General features: G+C 66.4%; 1 protein-coding gene. It reads left to right on the plus strand.

Annotated features, from left to right (window positions below; genetic code table 11):
* On the plus strand, positions 1-1,779 hold a 1,779-nt coding region (locus FJ980_RS30550; RefSeq protein ID WP_140547304.1), incomplete at both ends, for a helix-turn-helix transcriptional regulator.

A 1,779-nucleotide genomic window follows, 5' to 3' on the forward strand; every position in this document is an offset into this window, starting at 1 on the left:
CGCATATGCTGGTGCTGTTCACGGCACGCACCGACCGCAGCGAAGGGCAGATGCGTGCGCGCCGGGTGCTCGGCGAAATTCCAGCCGGCAACGTCCAGCGCATCGAAGTGCCACTGCTCAGCGAGGCGGCGGTGTTGTCGCTTGCCGAAGCAGCCAACCGCGACGGCAGCGCAATCTATCGCGCCACCGCGGGCAACGCCTTCTTCGTCACCGAATTGCTGGCTGCCGAAAGCGAGATGATCCCGCCGGCCAGCGTCCGCGACGCCGTGCTGGCGCGTGCCGAGCGCCTGTCGCCGGGAGCGCGCTCGATGCTCGACGCGGTGTCTGTGTTTCCACGCCGCGCCGATGCCTGGGCGCTGCGCGGCCTCTGTGGCGTCGCCAGCGCCGGCCAGCTGGCGGAATGTGTCTCGAATGGCTTGCTCGACGATCTCGGCGATGGCTACGCCTTCCGGCACGAGATCGCCCGTCGCGCCATCGAGATGGCGCTGACCTCGAGCCGTCGGCGCGAATTCAACCAACGCGCGCTTTCCGCACTGCAGGAAAACGCCGAGGTGACTACCGCAAGGCTTGTGCACCATGCGGTGGAGGCCCAGAATCTTGAGGCGGTGCGCGAGCTTGCCCCGCTCGCAGCGCGCGAGGCTTCCCGCGTCGGCGCGCATCGCGATGCCGCCGGCTACTACGAGGTCGCCTTGCGGCATGCCGACAGCCTGCCGATGAGCGACCGGGCGAGGCTTTACGAAGGATATGCGTTTGAATGCCATCTGATCGGCCGCATCGATGCGGCCATCGAGGCGCAGAGCCAGGCGCGCCGGCTACAGCAGGCGCTGGGCGACACGCTCAGGGAGGGCGACAGCCTCAGATGCCTGTCGCGCTTCGCCTATCTGGTGGGTGACCGCGAACAGGCGGACCTGTTCGGGGCCCAGGCAGTGGAACTGCTGGAACAGGCGCCTGCCAGTCCGGAGCTTGCCATGGCCTATTCCAATCTCTCGCAGCTGGCGATGCTGGCCGAGAAGCTCGATGAGACGCTGCTGCTTGGCGGCAAGGCAGTCGCTCTGGCCGAACGGTTGAACAAGCCGGAGATAATCTGCCACGCGCTCAACAATCTTGGTTCGGCCGAGCAGTGGCTTGACCTGGCCAAGGGCCGGCTGCACCTCGCCCGCAGCCTTGAAATCGCGCTCGTGCAGAACTTCCAGGAGCACGCGGCACGCGGCTTCACCAATTGCGCCTGCGCCGAAATGAACCAGCTCGATCTTGTGCGCGCGCAATCCTTTCTCGACCGCGGCATTGCCTATTGCGTTGAGAACGACCTCGCGACCTGGCGCGACTATATGCGGGGCGTGCAGGCGCAGCTGCTTTTGCGACGCGGCCTTTGGGACGATGCGGCGGCCATGGCTCTCGACGTCATCGACGATGCTGCAACGACAGCCCTGGTGCGTTACCCATCCCTGGTCGCGCTGGCGAAACTGCGCATAAGGCGAGGCGATCCGGCTGGGCCGGTGCTGGAGGAAATGAAGCGGTTCCTGGACAGGGGAATGGAGCTGCAGCGGCTGGTGCCTTACACGGCGTCGATGGCCGAACTGGCATGGCTTGGGCAAGGCGACGCCAGTGAGGCGCTTCGCCTGATCGAGCTGGCAGAAAGCCTGTCGCCGACGAGGGCGATGTTCGCCGAACTGGCCGTCTGGCGGCTGCTCTTGTCGCCTGAAAGCGACCCTGGCGATACGACCGGCATGGCGGAGCCCTATCGCCTGCTGCTCGCCGGCGATTGGCACGGTGCCGCGA

The sequence above is a fragment of the Mesorhizobium sp. B1-1-5 genome (genome assembly GCF_006443065.1).
In the GTDB taxonomy this organism is placed as follows: Bacteria; Pseudomonadota; Alphaproteobacteria; order Rhizobiales; family Rhizobiaceae; genus Mesorhizobium.